The following is a 19,740-nucleotide window of genomic DNA, read 5'->3' on the forward strand; positions in this document are numbered from 1 at the left end:
CTGGGAGGCTGCCGATGAGCACGCAGGAACTGGCCGCCGACGGCGCGGCGTGGGATCACCGCGCCGAACTGGAGACGCTGCTGCAGCACCAGCGTGCGGCGTTCGTCGCGCAGGGCCCACCGGACCTGGACGTTCGCCTGAACCGCATCGACCGGCTGTCGGCCCTCGTACTGGACAACACCGACGCCTTCGTCACGGCCATGGACGCCGACTTCGGTACGCGGTCCCGTGCGGCGTCGTTGTTCACCGAGGTTGTCGGAATCATCCCGGTCATCGAGCACACCAGACGCCATGTAGCGCAGTGGATGAAGTCCACCAAGCTGTTGCGCGCGGCCCGCGCGCTGGGATTGCGGGCCGATGTGCAGCCCACTCCACTCGGGGTGGTCGGCGTCATCGGCCCGTGGAACTTCCCGCTCAACCTTGTGGTGCTGCCCGCCGCGGCGGCCTTCGCCGCGGGCAACCGCGTCATGATCAAGATGTCGGAGATCACCCCGCGCACCGCCGAACTCATGAAGGACCTCGCGCCGAAGTACTTCGACTCGACCGAACTCGCGGTCGTCACGGGTGGACCAGAGGTGGCCGCCACCTTCAGCGCGCTGCCGTTCGACCACCTCTTTTTCACCGGGTCACCCGAGGTGGGCAAGCTGGTGCAGCAGGCCGCGGCGCAGAACCTCGTGCCGGTGACACTCGAACTCGGCGGTAAGAACCCCGTCGTCGTGGCACCCGATCAGGGACACGTCGACATCACGCGGGCCGCGGCCCGCATCGCCGCGGCCCGGATGGTCAACGGCGGTCAGGTGTGCGTGTGCCCCGACTACGTGCTCGTCCCCGACGGTGCCGTCGAGGTGTTCATCGACCAGGCGCGCCGCACGCTCGAGGGGATGTTCCCCAGCATTCTGGACAACGACGACTACTGCTCGTGCGTCAACGAACCGAACTTCGACCGGGTGCTGGCACTGCTCGACGACGCGCGGGCCAAGGGTGCCGACGTGGTGTCGGTGGCGCCGGCGGGTGAACCGCTTCCGGACCGCGCCACGCGAAAGATCGCGCCCACCATCGTGCGCGGGGTGACGGGGGACATGCGCATCGCGCACGAGGAGATCTTCGGCCCGGTCCTTGTGGTGCTGGGGTACTCGAATCTCGACGACGCCATCGCGTGCATCAACGAAAGGCCCGCGCCGCTGGTCGCCTACTGGTACGGGCCGGGCAATGACGATTTCCGGAACTTCGTGCAGCGCACCCGAAGTGGTGGAGTTGCGCGCAATGACTTCGCCGCGCAGATGATTCCGTCGGCGGCGCCGTTCGGTGGCGTGGGCCGCAGTGGGATGGGTGCCTATCACGGCAAGGCCGGGTTCGACGCCTTCAGCCATTACCGCACAGTGGTCGGATCGGATCTGCCGTTCAGCATCACAGGATCGGCGTCACCGCCGTTCCGCACACCGATGAAGCTCTATGCCGACGCGACACTGCGCTTGGCCCGCAACCGAACTCACCGCCGAATCGAGAGATCCCGATCAGCCAGAATCGCAGGAGTGCAGCAATGACCACGGCAACGGTGGTGTTCGACCCGTTCTCCGAGGAGTTCTTCACCAGCCCCTACGAGACGTACCGCAGGATGCGTGCGGAGGCGCCGGTCTACTACAGCGAGCAGTACGACTTCTACGCGTTGACCCGGCATGGCGATGTCGCGGCGGCGTTCAAGGACTACGAGACCTACTCGTCGGCCTATGGGGTGGATCTGGCGCAGGTCCGCAAAGGCCATGTCACCGAGCACGGTTCGATCATCGCGATGGATCCGCCCGCTCATCGCCGGATGCGCAGTCTGCTGAACAAGGTCTTCACGCCGCGGGCCATCGAGGCCAGGCGGGGCCTGGTCGAGGAGTGCGTCGGAAAGTTCCTGTCGAAGGTCGACCCCGACGGATTCGACTTCGTGCAGGACTTCTCGGCATTGTTCCCCGTCGACGTCATGACCGCCATGCAGGGTGTGCCCGACGAGGACCGTCAGCAGATCCGGTTGTGGATCGATGATTTCCTGCATCGCGAACCCGGCGAGGTCGAGATGAGCGAGGACGGCCTGAAGTCCGCGATCAACATGTCGGTCTACTACTACAAGCTCATCAAGGCGCGCCGCGACGATCTGGGCGAGGACCTCCTGAGCAGGCTGATCGAGGCCGAGATCGAACGTGACAACGGTGAGATGGAGCCGCTGAACAATCTTGAGATCACCGAGTTCGCAACGTTGTTGGGCGGTGCCGGCGCCGAGACCGTGACCAAGCTGCTGGGCAACGCTGCAGTGGTCTTCGGCCGGAATCCCGATCAGTGGCAGAAGCTGCTCGACGATCGCAGCAGGATCCCGGCGGCGGTCGAGGAGCTGCTCCGCTACGAGGCTCCGGCGCAGTACAACGTGCGCTGCTCGCTGCGAGAGGTGACGCTGCACGGCGTGACCATCCCGGCGGGCAAGCCGGTGTTCCTGGTGGGCGGATCGGCCAATCGCGATCCCGAGGCGTGGACCGATCCCGACCGCTTCGACGTCGACCGCGATCGCACCCAGGCACAGAACCTCGGCCTGGGATACGGCATCCACAGCTGCTTGGGTGCCGCCCTGGCCCGGATGGAGAGCGCGATCGCACTGGACCGCATTCTCGACTTCATGCCCCGCTTCGAGGTCGACTGGGAGGGATGCCGGCGGGTTAACATGCAGAATGTCGCGGGATGGAGCAACGTCCCGGTGCGGGTGCTGCGGTAGCGGGGCTCAGCCCTGCTCGGCCTGCTGCTTGGCCCAGCGATAGTCGGCCTTGCCTGCGGGACTGCGTTCGATCTTCGGTCTGAACACCACAGCTTTGGGCAGCTTGTACCGCGCGAGCGTCGCGGCGGCGTGGGTGATGAGTGTGTCGGCGTCGGCCCGAGCGTCAGGTTCCAGCGCTACGACCGCGACCACCTCCTGGCCCCAGCGTTCGCTGGATCGGCCGGCCACAAGCACGTCGGCGACCGCTGGGTGCGACGCCAGCGCAGTCTCCACCTCTTCGGCGAACACCTTCTCGCCACCGGTGTTGATGGTCACCGAATCTCGGCCCAACAGATGAATGGTGCCGTCGGCCAGCAGCTCGGCCCGGTCACCCGGAACCGAATAGCGGACACCCTCGATGACGGGGAAGGTCCGCGCGGTCTTCTCGGGATCGCCCTTGTAGCCCAAGGGAACTGGGCCGCGCTGGGCCAGCCATCCGTTGCCGTCGTGCCCGGGTTCCAGCACGGTGCTGAGATCCTCGGCGACGACGCACGTGTCGGGGCCGGGATTGAACGTCCCGGTGGACACCGCGCCGGTCGCCGACATGTGAGTCATCTGTGCGCCGGTCTCCGACGACCCGACTCCGTCGACGACGATGAGGCCGGGTTTGGCGTCGATCAGCCTCTGCTTGGCAGTGGGAGTCAGCAGCGCACCGCCATTGGCGATGACGTTCAGCGACGACGCGTCGGCGCCGTGTTCGATGGCCTCCGCCAGGGGGCGGGCCATCGCATCGCCCACGACCGTCACGACGCCCGCCTGGTGTTTCGCGATGTCGGCGAGCACCGCGTCGGCGTCGAATCGGTTGGCGTTCTCGGCGAACAGCACTGTCTGGCCCGTGGTCAGCGCGGTCATCACACCCCACTGTGCCGCGCCGTGCATCAACGGCGGCAGGATCATCAGCGTCATCCCGGGGTTCGACTGGGCCTTCTCGACGAGTTCCTCGATGGATTCGGCGGTGTGTCCGCTGTAGAGGTCGCGCCCACCGAAGGATGCGACGAAGATGTCGTGCTGGCGCCACAGCACGCCCTTGGGCATGCCGGTGGTGCCGCCGGTGTACAGCACGTACAGGTCGTCGGGGTCAGCCGGGGGAAGCTCCGCGCCGTTGCCGCCGGCCCGCAGCGCCTCCTCGTAATCGACTGCACCGTCGAGCAGTTCGTTACCTGACGCGTCGGCGATCTGGATCAGTACCCGCAGGTCCGGCAGGTCGGGCAGGATCTCGGCGACGCGCGGGGCGAACTCCGCGTGATACAGCAGGGCGGTCGCGCCGGCGTCGGCCAGCAGGTACTGGAGTTCGGTCCTCACGTAGCGGTAGTTGACGTTGAACGGCGCGACGCGCGCCCTGAACGCGCCCAGCATGCCCTCGACATACTCGGGGCCGTTGAAGGCGTAGATGCCCAGCAGATCCTGGCCCGTCTCGTGACCCGCGAGTTGGGCCCGCGGCGTGTGGCAGCCCAGACCCTGCGAGCGCAGAAACCTGGCGAGACGCGTTGAGCGGTCGACGACCTCGGCATGGGTGTACCGGCGGTCCCCCTGGATGATCAGGGTGCGATCGGGGAGGGCCGCGGCGACGGCGTCGGCCACTGCGGGGACGGTGAATTGCATCAGCACTCCTGCCAAGTCTGGATCAGGTCATCGGTCGTGGTCACGGTGGTCAGCAGCGACAGCGTGTTGTCGATGATCGCGGAGGCGTAGTCGCTCGGGATTCCTGCGACCGCATCCCGCGGCAGCACCACGCGGTATCCCGCGTTGACGGCGTCGAACACGAGGTTGGGGATCGCGACGTTCAGGGAGACACCAACTGCGACGATCGTCTGCACGCCGAGGTTGCGCAGCACCGCGTCGAGGTCGGTGCCGCCCATTGGGCCCAGGCCATGCCAGCGGCGCAGCACCAGATCGTCTGGCTCCGGGCCGAATTCGGGCAGCAGGCTCGCGCCCTCACTGCCCGGGGTGATGTCCACGTCGCGCCGTCCGACGGAGAACAGCCGGGCATTGTGGTTCGATCCCCGGCCGTCGGGGCGTCTCTGCACCAGGCAGTGCACCACGTCGACGCCAGCGGTGCGGGCCGCGGGCAGCAGGCGAGCGATGCTCGGGAGTGCCTCGCGGCGGGCTTCCTCGGCGAGCGCGGCCAGACCGGCCCGAGGCCCCACCACCGCACCCTGCAGTTCCTGGGTGACGACGGCGGTGTGGGCAGGCGCGACGAGTTCGGCCAGCGTCGGGCGGCTCACCGCTGGGTTCACGCGCGCACGGCGTCGACGGGCGGCACCTCGTAGAACCTCTGAGCCCACTTGCGCATGGCCATATAGGGTTTCGCGTCGATCTTGGCCAGAGGCGGGTTCTCGATGTACTTCTGGTGCTCCCAGATGTCGACGTCCTCCCACACCGTCTTGAGGAACTGACGCTCGACCTTCGCCCGCACCTCGGCCGGTGGGATGTCGGAGGTCTCGCCGGGAACCTTCGGCCACCAGATCGAATAGAACATGTCCGACACCTCGTCGTCGACGGGGGTGCACGCGAAGATCAACCGATGGTTCGACGAGCCCTCAAAAGCACTCATCGCGAAGCCCAGACCGCTGAAGTGGCTGTGGATCTTGAGCGCCATCCTGTCCGTGCCGGGGTGCCGGGCGTCGGGCCATCCGGTGAGGAACCGCCACTCCTCATCGACGTGCTCCCAGTGCAGGCACACCGGGGTGACGGACGCTCCATGCACGTACCGGAAATGTGAACTGTCCGGGCCGTTCTCGGCCACGATCTGCGGATGCACGTGGATGCCGTCGGCGCGGCTGGAGAACTCGGGATAAGGGCGGTAGTAGGCGTTCGGGTCCGTCTCGAACTGGGGGAACTTCAAGAAGATGTCCGGTAGTTCCCACTGCGGGGGCTCGCCGTCCGGCTGGTACCACATGAAGATGCAGCCGTACTGCTCCTGCACCGGGTAGGACCGGAGGCGCAGTCCGCGGTTCGGCTGGTCGGGCTGGTACGGGATGTAGGTGTTGTTGCCCTCCGGGCCCCAGCGCCACCCGTGGAACGGGCATTCGATGCAGTCGCCGACGACCTTGCCGCCGTGTCCGATGTGGGCGCCCAGATGCTTGCAGTGCGCCTCAAGGACGTGCAACTGACCGGACTCGTCGCGATAGGCGGCCAGGTCCTCACCGAAGTACTTGAGCGCCTTGACGGCTCCGACCTCGAATTCCGCCGACCAGCCGATCATGAACCACCCGGTGACTTTCCAGGTGAACGGCACCTTCATCTTTGCCGCCCTTTCTCGCCTCACAACGTTATGGAATACATTACAGTAGCGGTTTCGGGCGGGATGTTGAACCGGCGCGTTCTCCACCGTCGGCCACTGATCGCGCACAAGGAGGCGTCCTGCATGAGCGACATCCGATATGACGCGATCGTGATGGGCGCCGGGTTCTCCGGGCTTTACATGCTGCACCGCCTGCGGGAACTGGGGATCTCGGTGCTGGCGCTTGAGGCGGCCGAGGGTGTGGGGGGCACGTGGCTGTTCAACAGGTACCCCGGTGCGCGATGCGACATCGAGAGCATCGAGTACTCCTACAGCTTCTCCGACGAGATTCAGCAGGAGTGGGACTGGTCCGAGACCATGCCGGCTCAGCCGGAGATCGAGGCCTATCTGAACTTCGTCGCGGACAGGCTCGACCTGCGGCGCGACATCCGGTTCAACACCCGGGTCACGGCCATGACGTTCGACGCGGACGACGCGGCCTGGACGTTGAGCACCGACACGGGTGAGCGGTTCGTCGCCTCATTCGTGGTGGCCGCCACTGGAATCCTGTCGGTCCCGCTCGAACCCGACATTCCCGGTATGGACAGCTTTGACGGCGCCTCGCTGTACACCAGCTGCTGGCCGGAGTCCGGTCATCCGTTGGCCGGCAAGCGGGTTGGGGTGATCGGCACCGGATCCACCGGGGTGCAGTTGATTCCCGTCGTCGCACGGGAAGCCGGACACCTCACGGTCTTCCAGCGCTCGGCGGCCTTCACTCTGCCGTGGGACGTGCGCAGCCTGGATTCGGCGGAACTCGCCGAACTCAAGGCCGCATACCCCGAGATCCGCGCCGCCCAGCGGGAGCACCCCGTCGGGGCGGCGCGGTTGAGTGCCTTCTCCCTGCTGTTGGACATGCTGGTCCAGCCGCCGATCAAGTCGGCATCGCGGGAGGACCAGCTGCGGGCGATCGACGAACGAGGCGTCATGGGAGCGCTGAACTGGGGCGATATCTTCTTCGACATCGAGGCCAATCGGATGGCGGCCGCCCTCTACGGCGAGGCCGTGGCCCGGATCGTCAAGGATCCCGACACCGCCGCGGCGCTGGTGCCCAGCCACCCGTTCGGCTGTAAGCGGCCGATCATCGACCAGGGCTACTACGAGACGTACAACCGTGACAACGTCACGCTGGCGGATCTGCGCAGAGGTCCGATCCGCGAGATCACGCCCACCGGGATCGCCACCGAACAGCGCCACCACGACCTGGACGTCATCATCTACGCCACCGGTTTCGACGCCATGATCGGCGCGCTGAGCCGCATCGACGTCAAGGGACGCGACGGCAGGACGTTGCGCGAGGTCTGGGACGCCGAGGGGCCGACGTCGTATCTGGGCCTGCAGGTCGCCGGGTTCCCCAATCTGTTCATCGTCCAGGCGCCCGGAAGTCCCTCGGCCGCGACCAATTTCATCGCCGCTCTGGAGCAGCACGTCGAGTGGATCGGCGACACCATCGGCCATCTGCTGGCAGGGGGATACCGCACCATGGAGGCCACCTTGGACGCGCAGCGCGAGTGGATTGAGCACACCACGTCATTGGTGGAGCCGACGGTGCTGGCGCATCCGAGCTGCAACTCCTGGTACAACGGTGCCAACGTGCCCGGTAAGAAGCGCCGGTACATGGCCTACACCGCAGGCATTCCCGAGTACCGCCGTCGATGCGACGAGATCGCGGCGTCCGGCTACCCGGGCTTCGTGCTGGCGTGAGTGTGACCGGGATGCGGCCTCAGGAGCGGGTACGGCAGATCGCGCGGGAACTGTCCGGGGTGCTGCCGCGCTCGGTGGGCGCGCTCACCGGAGATGGTGACTGGTCGGCCTGGTCCCCGCGTGGCCTCCGCCAACTGGGCGAGGTGGCACTCGACGAGTTGGTGGTCACCGGGATGACGTTGACCGCGTCGCCTCCGGCGCTGCACAGCGAGGCCAGTGGCTACGCGGCGGTGGCCGACACGTTGTCCGGGCTCTCTGTTGCGGAGGCCTATCCCACTCCGGAAAAGTTGCAGGTCAAGAAGAGTCGACGGCGACTCGCCGGGCAGCTCGCCTTCGAGGAGATCACCTACGAGCACGACCCTCGGCTGCCGGACTGCCTGTCGCAGTACGGCGCCCCCGCCCCCGCGGTGTGCAACGTCGTGCGGCATCGCGGCGGATCTCGGCCCTGGCTGATCTGGGTGCACGGTGCCGGGCAGGGCGGGCTGTCCGACTTCGCGGTGGCCAGGATCGGCCGAATTCATCACCGCCTGGGCTACAACATCGCGATGCCGATCCAGCCCGGACACGGCATCAGGCGTCGATGGTTTCCGACCTACCCCGACACCGACCCGGTGTCCAACGTCGCGGGCATGATGCGCGCGGTCTCTGAGGTGCGGGCCGTGGTCAGATGGGTGCAACCGCAGGCCAGCACGACCGTGCTGTCGGGGCTGTCGCTGGGCAGTGGGGTCACCGCTCTGGTCGCGGCACTGGAGCCTGGACTGGACGGGGTCGCGCTGTACACACCGATCCTGGGACTCAACGGCATGATCGCCAACCATCTGCATCGCTGGGGCGGGGCGGCCGACGCCGTCAGCGCGGTGCTGGCCTCGGCGGAGGTGGCTGCGCTGACCGCGGTGATCGACCCGCTGGCCAACCCGCCGCTGGTGCCGCCAGAGCACCGGTTGATCGTCGGAGCCTGGAACGACCAGATGGCGATGCGTGCACCGGCATTGGCGATGCATGAGCGCTGGGGCGGCAGGCTGCACTGGCACGACGGCGGCCATGTGGGGCACCTGTTCTCGGGTCGAGTGCAGGCCGTGACCGAGGCGTTCCTCCGCGACGTGGCGAGCCAGGGGTGGTTCGAATGAGGACTGCGCGTGAAGTGGTGGAGTTGTACAACCTCGAATTGTGGAACAACCAGCGCTATGACCTGGTGGACGAGATCATCGCCGACACCATGGTCCGCCATGAGGTCGGGGAATCGCACACGCTGTCTCGCGCCGATGCCCGTAAGCGGGTCGAGGACATGTGGGAGCAGTTCGAGAGTCTCACGTTCGTACTGAACAGCGTGATCGCCGACGAGGACGGACAGCACGTCGCGATCGTCTACGACTCGACGATCAGCGCCAAGGACGGTTCCGAGTTCAAGATCGCCAGCATCGAGGTGTTCAAGGTGGTCGACGGGCGGATCACCGATGTGTGGAACTGCGGGTACGGCCAGGGAGTCTGGAGCTGACTCCGGGTTCCTGACAACTGGAGCCCCGAGTGCCGTTGAATGCCGTAGGGGGACTGACGAAGTGTGTGGAGAGGATCTGACGATGACCGATCGAGTGCTCGATGAGTTGGGCTACTACCTGCTGGCCGGTGCCGGCGGAGAGGGGCCCGCGACGCTCATGGACGAGGCGCGCCGGGGTGAAGAACTGGGCTTCGGCACAGCATTCATCTCGGAGCGCTGGAACGTCAAGGAGGCCTCGTCGTTGACCGGCGCGGCGTGTGCCGTCACATCGCGTATGCAGATCGCCACCGCCGCGACCAACCACAACACCCGGCACCCGCTGATCACCGGATCATGGGCGACCACCATGCACCGCCTCTCGCGCGGGCGTTTCACCCTGGGGATCGGGCGCGGGATTGCCGCGATATACAAGGCGTTCGGTATCTCGGCGGTGACCACCGCGCAGATGGAGGACTTCGCGCAGGTGATGCGGCGCCTGTGGCACGGCGAGCTGATCTTCAACCACGACGGGCCCATCGGGAAGTACCCGGTGCTGTTCCTGGATCCCGACTTCAATGAGGACATCAGGTTGGCCTTGGTGGCCTTCGGTCCCGAAACCCTCAAACTCGGCGGCCGGGCCTTCGACGACGTCATCCTGCACACCTACTTCACTCCCGAAACGCTGCAGCGGTGTGTCAAAACCGTCAAGGAGGCCGCCGAGCAGGCTGGCCGCGACCCCGACTCGGTGAAGGTCTGGTCCTGCTTCGCCACCGTCGGTGATCACCTGCCCGAGGAGCTTCGGCTGAAGAAGACCGTCGCCCGCCTGGCCACCTATCTGCAGGGATACGGAGACCTGCTGGTGTCGACCAACAATTGGGATCCGGCTGTGCTGGAACGCTTCCGGGCCGACTCAGTGGTGACCTCCATCCCCGGAGGCATCGACCACAAGGCGTCCGCCGAGCAGATCGAGCACATCGCGACACTGCTGCCCGACGAGTGGTTGGAGATCGCGGCCACCGGCAGCCCGCAGCAGTGCGCCGAGCGTGTGCGCAAGGAATTCGACTACGGCGCCGACGCGGTCATCATGCACGGCGCCACACCCGACGAACTGGAACCCATCGTGGCGGCGTATCGCGCCGTCGAGTGACGTGAGTGCGCGAAATTGCCGGGAATCTCGTCAGATCGCCTGCAATTTCGCACACCCGACGCGTCCTCGGTGCGGGCCGACGTTCTCGCATTGAGCACGTCGCTTGTTGCTGTTGCTGTTGCAGAGCGAGGCGGAGGTGGGGCCGATGGGTGTTCAGCAGGCGCGCCAACTGACGCGCGGGCCAGTCCAGCGGGTCGACGAGCTTCTCGCTGATGTGGTGCGGACGGTCGAGCACTTCCGACGGGCCTGAAAGGGTCTCACGAGCGTCCGGTTTTGTACGCCGACATCGGCGCGTCACCGTACAGACACGGCCCGTCGCCGAGAGCAAAGACGGCGTGTCACTGTACAGACACGGCCCGTCGCCGAAGTCAGACGCGGCGCCAGATCAGCGTGCTGTGCGTGGTGTTGCCGGTCTGGTCGGTCATCGAGGCCGAGAGCGTCAGGGTGTCACCGTCGATGCGGGCGTGCCGCACCTGGGGCGAGAGAAGAAGCTCCGGCATAGTCGACATCACCACGTCGTGGCGCACAGTGCCCGCGGCCTCGTCGACGTGGAAACGACCACCGTAGGCGATGTACTGCCCGATGTCGGACTCTCCGTCGCCGGGAGCCAACTGTGCCGACATGCAGCCGTCGGCGGTGTACAGGATGAGCCCGCGGGGCCTGCGGCCCAACGGCTCTCGGGTCCCGCCATCGTCGGTGGCGTGGAACGACTCCAGGGCCCAACCGCCCAGAAGCGCATCTCGTATGGTCATGGAACGCCTCGATTCAGGGCAGGATCGCGGTGCGCGTCACTGGTTCCGCGGGCACGGCCCGGCTGTGCATGGCCCGCACCAGCGTTGTCAGAAGTGCGTCTCGGGTTTCGCGGGGATCGATGAGTTCGTCGAAACTGAGTTTCGCAGCGGACCGGAACGACGCCTGCGTCTCGGCCTCGTGCAGCTTCTCCGACGCCTCAGCGTCCACCTTGGCCGCCCGGGTCAGCGCCGCTGCGCTCATGGCGCCCAGGGTCGAGCCCGGGTAGCCGAACGTGGCCACCTGATCGTCGAAACCCAACAGCGACATCACCATCGAGCCGAACCCGTAGGCCTTACGCAGGGTGAGGTGGAGTTTGAGCGTGCTGGCCATGGTCTGCGCGGCGAACATGCGTGCGCCCGCGCGCAGCACGCCGCTTCGTTCGGACCTGCTGCCCGGGAGCATGCCGGGATTGTCGGACAGGAAGACGATCGGCAGGTGGAACGAGTCCGCGACCATGATGAAGTGCGCGGCCTTGTCGGCGGCGTCGGCGTCGATGGACCCGGCCATCACCATCGGCTGATTGGCGACCACGGCCACCGGATGTCCGCCGAGATGTGCCAGTGCGCAGACGATTCCACGACCGAATCCAGGCTGCACCTCGAACCAGTCGGGGTCGTCGAACACCACGTCGATCACCTTGCGGATGTCATAGACGCGGCGATTGTCTCGCGGAATGATGTCGAGCAGTTCGGGTGTGGACCGCGGTCCAGTCGAGGCATCGGCAGGCCGGGTCGGCGGATAACTCCACGAGGTGGGTGGGAAGTAGGACAGATAACGCCGGATGTCGGCCAGCGCGGCCTCGTCGTCGGGAGCGACATTGTGGATGACGCCGCTGGATATCGCCACGTCGGGGCCGCCGAGGTCCTCCTTTGAAATATCCTCTCCGGTGGACTCTTTCACCACGGGCGGGCCCGCGGTGAAGATGGCCGCGCCCGCAGTCATGATGCGGAAGTCGCACACCGGCGCCACGAGCGCGCCGTGACCCGCCGACGGACCCAGGATGGCCGCCACCGTCGGGACTATGCCCGAACAGCGCGCCTGGGCGATCAGGTCGATGGGTGCGCGTCCGCCCCCATGCTTGCCGGGACGGAACCCGGCCCCCTCCAGCAGCATCACCAGCGGAATGCGGTTGCGCAGCGCCAGTTCGGCGATTCGGTGCCGTTTCGAGTTGCTGCCCGTGCCGATGGTGCCCGCCATCGTCGTGAAGTCCTCGGCACCGACCATGACAGGTGTTCCGTCGATCTCCCCGGACCCTGTGACGATGCCGTCCGCTGGGACGTCGCCCCCGACGAGGGTTCCGATCTCGCGGAAGCTGCCCGGGTCGAGAAGTGCGTCGATGCGGGCGCGGGCATCGAGTCTGCCCGCGCCGCGATGCTTGGCCAGGCGTTCGGGACCGCCCATGGCGTAGGAGCGTTCGCGACGGAGCTTCAGGTCGGCCAGCGTGTCTTTCCAGTCGGGCCGTTCCGCGTCTGCCATACGTCTCCTCGGGTGGTCGACGGCACGATCCTAACGCTCAACGCAGAAGCGTTGACCATACCGAATCACTTACTGTAGCTTCACCGGCATGGTCGGGACGTTGAAGATCGACCGCGGTATCCCCGGCCGGTTGGACGGCGCAGGCGCCTCGGCCCGAGCGCACGAAGAGGCCGGCTATGACGGCTGCTGGACGGGCGAGATCAACCACGATCCATTCCTGTCGATGCTGTTGGCCGCGGAGTACACGACGTCGATCGAGTTGGGCACCAGCATCGCGGTCGCGTTCGCCCGCACCCCGATGACGGTGGCGCAGTCCGCCTGGGATCTGCAGTCGTATTCACGGGGCCGATTCATCCTGGGCCTGGGCACACAGATCCAGCCGCACATCGAGAAACGGTTCTCGATGCCGTGGAGTCATCCGGTGCGCCGCATGGCGGAATTCATTGCGGCGCTGCGGGAGATCTGGCGGTGCTGGCACACCGGCGACAGGCTGAGCTTCTCCGGCGAGTTTTACACCCACAAGCTCATGACGCCGATGTTCACGCCGGAACCGTCAGACTTCCCGGATCCCAAGGTGTTCGTCGCGGCCGTTGGCGAGGCGATGACCGAGATGTGCGGGCGCACCGCCGACGGCCTGCTGGTGCACGCCTTCACGACGCGGCGCTACCTCGACGAGGTCACCATTCCCGCCCTTCAACGCGGGCTCGCGCGGGAGTCGCGGGACCGGGCCGACATCGAGGTCTCGAGTCCGGTGTTCGTGGTGACGGGACGCGACGAGGACGAGATGTCGACCTCCGCGGCGGCGTTCCGTAAGCAGATCGCGTTCTATGCGTCGACGCCGGCGTATCGCCGGGTGCTCGACCTGCACGGGTGGGGTGAGCTTCAGCCCGAATTGCGCCGGCTGTCCATCGAGGGCGAATGGGATGCGATGTCCGCGCTCATCGACGACGAGATTCTGGGCGCGTTCGCGGTGATGGCCCCCCTCGACCAGGTCGCGGCGGCCCTGGCTAAGCGGTGCGCCGGCGTGATCGACCGCGTGCTTCCCGGATTTCCCGCGGGCACACCGGAACCCGTGATCGCCACGGTGCTCGACGAGGTGCGCACCGCCCGCCGGCTGTTCCTGGACTTCGACGCGACCGCGCGCAGGGCCTATGCGGAGCGTGTGGAGGCCGCGACAGGCGTGCTCGACGAGGCTCAGCAGACCTGAGGTCCCAATACTGAAGGCATTACGGGAACTGCTACTGTGACTTCGAACAGTGACCGGTGTCACCGTGATGAGGCGGGAGCAGTGATGAGTAATCCGGTGGTCGAGTCCCCAGGGGCGATGCTGGCCGACCCGAAGGCCTACACCGACGAGGCCAGGCTGCATGCGGGTCTCGCGCAGCTTCGGGCCACGGCACCGGTGTCGTGGGTCGAGGTGGACAACTATGCGCCGTTCTGGGCCATCACCAAGCACGCCGACATCATGGAGATCGAGCGGGCCAACGACATCTTCACCAACGCGCCCCGCCCGGTGCTGGTCACCCGGGAGGGCGATGAACAGCAGGCCGCTGTCGGCGTCCGCACGCTGATCCACACCGACGATCCGCTGCATCGCGATCTGCGGGCGATCGGAGCCAACTGGTTTCGGCCCAAGGCCATGCGTGCGTTGAAGGACCGTGCTGATGAACTTGCCAAGAGGTTCGTCGACCAGATGATCGCGGTGGGCCCGGAATGCGACTTCGTGCAGCAGGTCGCGGCCAACTATCCGCTCTACATGATCATGAGCCTGCTCGGGGTTCCCGAGCAGGACTTCACCTCGATGTTGACCTGGACGCAGGAACTGTTCGGCAATGACGACGACGAGTTCCAGCGCGGTGAGACCAAAGAAGAACAGATGGTGTCGCTGCTTGAGATGTTCCAGTACTTCACCGAATTGACGGCATCGCGCCGGGCGGACCCCACCGACGACCTGGCCTCGACGATTGCGAACGCCACCATCAACGGTGAGCCGCTGTCCGACATCGACACGGTGTCCTACTACCTGATCGTCGCTGCCGCCGGGCATGACACCACCAGTGCCGCCATATCCGGGGGCATGCTGGCCCTGCTGGAACATCCCGCCGAGCTGGCCCGCCTGCAGAACGATCCCGGTCTGATGCCGCTGGCCGTGGAGGAGATGATCCGCTGGTCCACGCCGGTCAAGGAGTTCATGCGCACGGCGCAGCAGGACTACGAGATTCGTGGTGTGCGCATCGCCAAGGGCGAGTCGGTGCTGCTGTCCTACGTGTCGGGCAACCGGGACGAGGACGTCTTCGACGAACCGTTCACGTTCGACATCGGCCGAGACCCCAACAAGCACATCGCGTTTGGGTACGGCGTGCATTTCTGTCTGGGTGCGGCGCTGGCTCGGCTCGAGGTCAACAGCTTCTTCTCCGAGCTTCTGCCGCGGTTGAAGTCGGTGGAACTCGCAGGTACACCGCAGCAGATGGCGACGACGTTCGTCGGCGGCCTCAAGCACCTGCCTATCCGCTACGAGCTCTCCTGACACAAAGGCGGCCAACCCGGTTGGGTTGACCGCCTTTGTCGTCTGACCGTCAGCGCGGGGCCGAGTTGGCCTTCGCCGCCGCGGTGAGCGCATCGAGACTGTGCTTGTCGCCGCGACTCTCGTGATGGGAGAGGGCGCGGATGGACACATCGTGGCCTTCGACGCTGCCGCGCAGGGCGCCGACGGTGGCCTGGTCTTTGGGGATGTGTGTGAACGGGTCGAAGTGGTAGAGCCGCATGGCGTTCTCGTGGGTGATCTTGTTGATCTCGTCGTCGGTGACGTCATAGGTGTCAAACACCGCCATGAGCTCCTCGGGGGCGCCGGGCCACATCGAATCGCTGTGCGGGTAGTCCATCTCCCAGCAGATGTTGTCCACCCCGATCAGATGCCGGTTCTTCACCCCGACCGGATCAGAGATGAAACACGTCATGAAATGCTCCCGGAACACCTCCGAGGGCAGCTTCCCGCCGAAGTCCTGATGCGTCCACGTCGAATGCATCTCATAGGTGCGGTCCACCCGATCCAGGAAATACGGAATCCAGCCCGTCCCACCCTCACTCAACGCGATCTTGAGATCCGGGAACTCCTTGATCGGCGCCGACCACAACAGATCGGCGGCGGCTTGGACGATGTTCATCGGCTGCAGCGTGATCATCACGTCCATCGGCGCATCCGGGGCGGTGATCGCCAACTTGCCCGAGGACCCGATGTGCACGTTCATCACCGTGTCGGTCTCCACCAGCGCCTCCCACAACGGCCGCCAGTACTCCAGATCATGGAACGACGGATACCCCAAAGTGGAGGGGTTCTCGGTGAAGGTCAGCGAATGCACGCCCTTGCGGTTGACCCGGCGCACCTCATCGGCGCACAACTGCGGATCCCAGATCGCCGGGATCGCCATCGGAATGAACCGCCCCGGATGCGACCCGCACCACTCGTCGATGTGCCAGTCGTTGTAGGCCTGCACCAACGCCAACGAGAACTCCGCATCCTCGGTGGCGAACAACCGTGCCGCGAACCCGGGGAACGACGGGAAGTTCATCGTCGCCAATACCCCACCGGCACTCATGTCCTTGACCCGCTCGGCCGGGTCATAACAACCCGGGCGGATCTCATCGAGGCCCTGCGGTTCCAGCCCGTACTCCTCCTTCGGCCGGCCCGCCACCGCATTCAAGGCGACATTCGGAATCACCACATCCCGGAACTGCCAGGTGTCCGACCCGTCGGCGTTGTGCACCAACCGCGGCGCCTCATCGACATACTTGGCCGGCAGATGATTGGCGAACATGTCCGGCGGCTCAATGATGTGATCATCCACGCTGATCAGAATCATGTCGTCCTTGTGCACTGGCATCCTCCCGATAGGCATACGGTAGGCACCACGATACTGAGGAAGCGGTCAGGGCGAGGCCGAGTTCGGCGAAGTGAACGGCTGAATCAGGCGGTGAGCAGTGGCGCGAGCCAGGTCAGTTCGCCGGGCAATTGAGCGCTCCAGAAACCCCCGTCGTGCCCGCCCGGGGAGAACCCGCCCGCAGGCGGGGTGGCCAACTGGCCGATGAACTCCTGCGTCGCGCCGTAGAAGGGATCGCTGGTGCCACAGTCGATCCGGATCGGAATCGAATTCAACGCGGGCATGCCGAACACGTTGTTTGCGGCGAAGTCCTCGGGGCCGTCGAACGCGCCCGGGGCGGAGGCTCCGGACGACAGCCACAGTGCCGGACTGACGGCCACAATCGCGGCCGTGCGGGCCGGGCCCAACCGGCCGCCGAGCAGCAGGGCGCCGTAGCCGCCCATCGACCAGCCCAGAAACGCGACCCGCGACGTGTCCAGGCCCTGTGAATCCAGCATGGGGAGCAGTTCGTCGAGCACCATCGCGCCCGAATCCTCACCCGATGCCCGCCTGTGCCAGTAGCTTCCGCCCCCGTCAACGGCGACCACGGCGAACGGTGGCAGGCCCGCTTCGACGGCCTGGGCCAAGCCCTGCTCGACTCCGCCGGCCATCACCGCGGCGGCGTCGCTGCCTTTGCCATGCAGCGCGATCACCGGGCGAAGCGTGGACGTTTGGCCGGGCGGCCGCGCGATGGCCCAGTTGGTCGCGACACCGCCGCGGGCGGCGGACACGAACGATCCGGTGCTCATCGTGGGCGCCGCCAAAGGCGGACTCAGCGGGGCAACTGGGGCCAAAGGGGCTGGTGGTGCAACAGGAGTGGCGGTGGAGGGCTGTGTGCTCAGAACGCCGGATGCGGCATAGGCGCCCGCCGCGCCGGCGGCCGCACCCATCGCGAGACGCAGGACGGCGCGGCGGCTGAGGTCTGCCATACCGGCCATCCTGCCATCGCGCAGGGGTTTGCCCGAAAACGCCCAGCGTGCCCTGGTGACTGGCAGCATGCTCATTGTGACGGCAGCGGTGACTCCGAAAGGAGAACGTCGGCGGTGCGCTTTGGTCAGCGCCGCCGCCGATCTGCTGTCCGAAGGGGGATTCGAAGCAGTCCGGCACCGCGCCGTCGCCCGGCGTGCCGGCCTGCCGCTCGCATCGACCACCTACTACTTCTCCTCGCTGGACGACCTGATCGCCGCGGCGGTCGAGTTCATCGGCATGCGGGAGGCCGCGCAGCTGCGGACTCGCGTGGCCGGGTTGTCGAAGCGGCGCCGCGGTGCCGAGACGACGGCCGAGGTGCTCGTCGAACTGCTGGTCGATCACGAGGGCCTCGACACCGTCGCCTACGAGCAGTTGATCTCCCGCTATGAGCGGTACATCGCGTGCGCGCGCCAGCCCGCACTGCGAGACATCCAGCGCAGGATGCTGCAGCAGCGGACCGAGGCCGTGGGCGAGGCCGTCGAGCGTTCTGGACGCTCGGCGCGGCCCGAACTGATTTCAGCTCTGGTGTGCGCCGTCGATGGTGCCGTGGTGTCCGCGCTCATCGACGACTCGAGTTCGCCGCAGGAGACCGCACGGGCCACCCTCATCGACGTCATTGACGTGTTGGCGCCCTATGAGAGGCGCGCGCTGCCGGTGTGAGCCGAGTCCGGCACGGGTTGCTGGCGACTCGCCGGTTTGGGGCATTGATCCCGCATCGCGCGCGTCCGAGGCACATGATGGAGTCACCGCCAAGCCAGGGGAGGCAGCATGACGGAGCCCGAGACAGCGACCGAACAGCCCGCGCTCAAGCGGGTCATGGGTCCGGGGCTGCTGCTGCTGTTCATCGTCGGCGACATCCTCGGCACCGGTATCTACGCGCTGACGGGCGACGTGGCCGCGGAAGTGGGCGGGGCCGCGTGGCTGCCGTTCCTGGTGGCGTTCCTGATCGCGACCGTCACGGCCTTCAGCTACCTCGAACTGGTCACCAAATACCCTCAGGCCGCGGGTGCGGCGCTGTACGCGCACAAGGCTTTCGGCGTGCAGTTCGTGACGTTCCTGGTGGCGTTCATCGTGATGTGCTCGGGGATCACTTCGGCGTCGACCGCGTCGAGGTTCTTCGCGGCGAACTTCTTCGTGGCCTTCGACTTCGACTGGGGCAAAACGGGTGTCGTCGTCGTGGCCCTGGCGTTCATGGCCCTGCTGGCGATCGTGAACTTCCGCGGCGTCGGAGAGAGCGTCCGGCTCAACGTCGTGCTGACGATGGTCGAGATCACCGGTCTGCTGCTGGTGATCTTCGTCGGGTTGTGGGCGTTCACCGGGAGCGGCGCGGACGTCGACTTCTCCCGGGTGGTCGCATTCGAGACCACGTCCGAGAAGAACGTCTTCGTCGCCGTGACCACCGCGACGTCCCTGGCGTTCTTCGCCATGGTGGGCTTCGAGGACTCGGTCAACATGGCCGAGGAGACCAAGGACCCCGTCAAGATCTTCCCCAAAGTGCTGCTGACCGGTTTGGGCATAGCAGGTTTCGTCTACGTGCTCGTGGCTGTGGTCGCGGTGGCGCTGGTACCGGTCGGCACGTTGGAGGCCAGTGACACGCCCCTGGTCGAGGTCGTCAAGGCGGGCGCACCGGGCCTACCGATCGAGACGATCCTTCCCTTCATCTCGATGTTCGCCGTCGCCAACACCGCACTGATCAACATGCTCATGGCCAGTCGTCTCATCTACGGGATGGCGCGCCAGCATGTCCTGCCGGCGGCGTTCGGCGTGGTGCACCCGACGCGGCGGTCTCCGTGGGTCGCGATCATCTTCACCACGCTGGTCGCCTTCGGATTGATCTTCTACGTCACCGCTTTCGCCAACAGCAAGGCGATCTCGGTGCTGGGCGGCACCACGTCGCTGCTGCTGCTCACGGTGTTCGCGATGGTCAACATCGCGGTGCTGGTGCTGCGACGGGATGTGAAGGCTGTCGGGGGGAACTTCACCACGCCGACCGTGCTGCCGATCGTCGGATTCCTGACGTCGCTGTATCTGGTGACGCCGTTGTCGGGACGTCCTGCGCAGCAGTACATCCTGGCCGCGGTGCTGGTCGCGATCGGAATCGCGCTGTTCTTCCTCACGATGGCGATCAACAGGCAACTCGGCATCAAGTCCCCCGGCATCGTCGACCCCACCCATCTGGGGGAGGCGCCGGACTGA

General features: G+C 66.3%; 17 protein-coding genes. 10 read left to right on the plus strand and 7 right to left on the minus strand.

The window, feature by feature from the left end:
• Window positions 1-14 precede the first annotated feature (14 nt).
• Together G6N34_RS01265 and G6N34_RS01270 are read left to right on the plus strand one after the other, a co-directional pair.
• The gene (locus tag G6N34_RS01265) at window positions 15-1,544 is read left to right on the plus strand and encodes an aldehyde dehydrogenase family protein (RefSeq protein WP_085153438.1); all 1,530 of its coding nucleotides are present in this window, start codon (window positions 15-17) and stop codon (window positions 1,542-1,544) included.
• Entirely contained in the window at window positions 1,541-2,746 is a 1,206-nt protein-coding gene (locus G6N34_RS01270; RefSeq protein WP_085153435.1) for a cytochrome P450, read from the plus strand. The genes G6N34_RS01265 and G6N34_RS01270 overlap by 4 nt, the downstream gene beginning before the upstream one ends.
• A 6-nt stretch (window positions 2,747-2,752) precedes the next feature.
• On the opposite strand, the gene G6N34_RS01275 is transcribed toward G6N34_RS01270, so the two are convergent.
• From G6N34_RS01275 to G6N34_RS01285, 3 genes are read right to left on the minus strand one after another with little or no spacing between them, the layout of a single operon-like run.
• Entirely contained in the window at window positions 2,753-4,387 is a 1,635-nt protein-coding gene (locus tag G6N34_RS01275; protein ID WP_085153616.1) for a medium-chain acyl-CoA ligase Mig, read from the minus strand.
• Window positions 4,387-5,022, minus strand: coding sequence for a cysteine hydrolase family protein (locus tag G6N34_RS01280; RefSeq protein WP_234812975.1), 636 nt, complete (start codon window positions 5,020-5,022; stop codon window positions 4,387-4,389). The genes G6N34_RS01275 and G6N34_RS01280 overlap by 1 nt, the downstream gene beginning before the upstream one ends.
• Window positions 5,019-6,029 carry a Rieske 2Fe-2S domain-containing protein gene (locus G6N34_RS01285; RefSeq protein WP_085153431.1) on the minus strand — a complete coding sequence of 337 codons (1,011 nt, stop codon included), beginning with the start codon at window positions 6,027-6,029 and terminating at the stop codon, window positions 5,019-5,021. Before G6N34_RS01285 ends, G6N34_RS01280 begins: the two co-directional genes overlap by 4 nt.
• A 123-nt stretch (window positions 6,030-6,152) precedes the next feature.
• Here G6N34_RS01285 and G6N34_RS01290 point away from each other — a divergent pair, with 123 nt between their 5' ends.
• The 4 genes from G6N34_RS01290 to G6N34_RS01305 all read left to right on the plus strand — a co-directional run bounded on the left by G6N34_RS01290 (window position 6,153) and on the right by G6N34_RS01305 (window position 10,390).
• Window positions 6,153-7,769, plus strand: coding sequence for a flavin-containing monooxygenase (locus G6N34_RS01290; protein WP_085153429.1), 1,617 nt, complete (start codon window positions 6,153-6,155; stop codon window positions 7,767-7,769).
• A gap of 11 nt (window positions 7,770-7,780) precedes the next feature.
• Window positions 7,781-8,896 (plus strand): alpha/beta fold hydrolase, encoded by a 1,116-nt coding sequence (locus G6N34_RS01295; RefSeq protein ID WP_085153427.1) that lies wholly within the window; start codon window positions 7,781-7,783, stop codon window positions 8,894-8,896.
• Complete coding sequence (locus G6N34_RS01300) at window positions 8,893-9,264, plus strand: ester cyclase (RefSeq protein ID WP_085153425.1); 372 nt, start codon at window positions 8,893-8,895, stop codon at window positions 9,262-9,264. The genes G6N34_RS01295 and G6N34_RS01300 overlap by 4 nt, the downstream gene beginning before the upstream one ends.
• 82 nt (window positions 9,265-9,346) lie before the next feature.
• Window positions 9,347-10,390 carry a TIGR03857 family LLM class F420-dependent oxidoreductase gene (locus tag G6N34_RS01305; RefSeq protein WP_085153422.1) on the plus strand — a complete coding sequence of 348 codons (1,044 nt, stop codon included), beginning with the start codon at window positions 9,347-9,349 and terminating at the stop codon, window positions 10,388-10,390.
• 368 nt (window positions 10,391-10,758) lie between these two features.
• Here G6N34_RS01305 and G6N34_RS01310 read toward each other — a convergent pair whose 3' ends face one another.
• Together G6N34_RS01310 and G6N34_RS01315 are read right to left on the minus strand one after the other, a co-directional pair.
• Window positions 10,759-11,142: a lipocalin-like domain-containing protein gene (locus G6N34_RS01310; RefSeq protein WP_085153420.1), complete on the minus strand. Its 384-nt coding sequence runs from the start codon at window positions 11,140-11,142 to the stop codon at window positions 10,759-10,761.
• Between the two features lie 13 nt (window positions 11,143-11,155).
• Window positions 11,156-12,658, minus strand: coding sequence for an acyl-CoA carboxylase subunit beta (locus G6N34_RS01315; RefSeq protein ID WP_085153418.1), 1,503 nt, complete (start codon window positions 12,656-12,658; stop codon window positions 11,156-11,158).
• An 88-nt stretch (window positions 12,659-12,746) separates the two neighbouring features.
• On the opposite strand from G6N34_RS01315, the gene G6N34_RS01320 reads away from it, so the two are divergent.
• Together G6N34_RS01320 and G6N34_RS01325 are read left to right on the plus strand one after the other, a co-directional pair.
• A complete protein-coding gene (locus G6N34_RS01320; protein ID WP_085153416.1) occupies window positions 12,747-13,865 on the plus strand; it encodes an LLM class F420-dependent oxidoreductase in 1,119 nt (372 codons plus the stop codon).
• A gap of 84 nt (window positions 13,866-13,949) precedes the next feature.
• Window positions 13,950-15,185 (plus strand): cytochrome P450, encoded by a 1,236-nt coding sequence (locus G6N34_RS01325; RefSeq protein WP_085153414.1) that lies wholly within the window; start codon window positions 13,950-13,952, stop codon window positions 15,183-15,185.
• 49 nt (window positions 15,186-15,234) lie between these two features.
• On the opposite strand, the gene G6N34_RS01330 is transcribed toward G6N34_RS01325, so the two are convergent.
• Together G6N34_RS01330 and G6N34_RS01335 are read right to left on the minus strand one after the other, a co-directional pair.
• Window positions 15,235-16,533, minus strand: coding sequence for an amidohydrolase family protein (locus tag G6N34_RS01330; protein ID WP_163645595.1), 1,299 nt, complete (start codon window positions 16,531-16,533; stop codon window positions 15,235-15,237).
• A gap of 89 nt (window positions 16,534-16,622) precedes the next feature.
• The gene (locus tag G6N34_RS01335; RefSeq protein ID WP_085156477.1) at window positions 16,623-17,513 is read right to left on the minus strand and encodes an alpha/beta hydrolase-fold protein; all 891 of its coding nucleotides are present in this window, start codon (window positions 17,511-17,513) and stop codon (window positions 16,623-16,625) included.
• 58 nt (window positions 17,514-17,571) lie between these two features.
• Between G6N34_RS01335 and G6N34_RS01340 the strand changes: the two genes are divergently transcribed.
• Together G6N34_RS01340 and G6N34_RS01345 are read left to right on the plus strand one after the other, a co-directional pair.
• Window positions 17,572-18,204: a TetR/AcrR family transcriptional regulator gene (locus G6N34_RS01340; protein ID WP_085156450.1), complete on the plus strand. Its 633-nt coding sequence runs from the start codon at window positions 17,572-17,574 to the stop codon at window positions 18,202-18,204.
• 108 nt (window positions 18,205-18,312) lie between these two features.
• A complete protein-coding gene (locus G6N34_RS01345) occupies window positions 18,313-19,740 on the plus strand; it encodes an APC family permease (RefSeq protein ID WP_085156447.1) in 1,428 nt (475 codons plus the stop codon).

This window comes from Mycolicibacterium confluentis, from assembly GCF_010729895.1.
Classification (GTDB): Bacteria; Actinomycetota; Actinomycetes; order Mycobacteriales; family Mycobacteriaceae; genus Mycobacterium; species Mycobacterium confluentis.